Origin of the sequence: Fructobacillus ficulneus (genome assembly GCF_001047075.2) — a bacterium.
GTDB classification, from domain to species: Bacteria; Bacillota; Bacilli; order Lactobacillales; family Lactobacillaceae; genus Fructobacillus; species Fructobacillus ficulneus.
On record NZ_DF968005.1, the window covers coordinates 341,976 to 342,555 of the forward strand.

Sequence of the window (580 nt, forward strand, 5' to 3'; positions counted from 1 at the left end):
GCCCGGTGTCGACCAGGATGTTTTGACCGTCGCTTCCTCCGATAATTTACCCTATGATGCACCGGAAAAAGCACCGCGACAGTCTAGTCAAATGTCGTCCTTTACCTCCTATGGTCCAACCCCGGACCTCCAGTTGAAGCCCGACATTACTGCCCCAGGTGGGGCCCTGCTTTCCAGCTTGAACGATAACCAGTATGGCAAAAAGAGCGGGACATCAATGGCCACGCCGGTTGTCGCTGGCGCCACAGCCCTATTAACTGAAAAATGGCAAGGAAAGCTGAGGGCGGTTGACCGCCTCCAAGTCCTCAAAACCATTTTGATGAATAGTGCCCATCCCTTGCAGGACAAAAACCATCCGGACGCAATTATTTCGCCCCGGGCCCAGGGGGCCGGCCTGGTTCAAATTGATCGGGCCATCAACCAGGAAGTTTTGCTCACGGGCGCAACTGGACGGGGAGCCGTCACGTTAAAAGACTTCCAAACGGCCCACCAAAGCATGCAAGTCGTTTTGGATAACCGGTCGGATAAGGACCAGACTTACCGGTACCAGCCGGATGCGGTTTACACGGACGGGGCAAGC

At 55.3% G+C, this 580-nt stretch carries 1 protein-coding gene; it reads left to right on the forward strand.

Annotated features, from left to right (window positions below; all coding sequences use genetic code 11):
• The coding region (locus AOQ29_RS06195; RefSeq protein WP_148666495.1) for a S8 family serine peptidase at positions 1-580 on the forward strand (580 nt) is incomplete at both ends.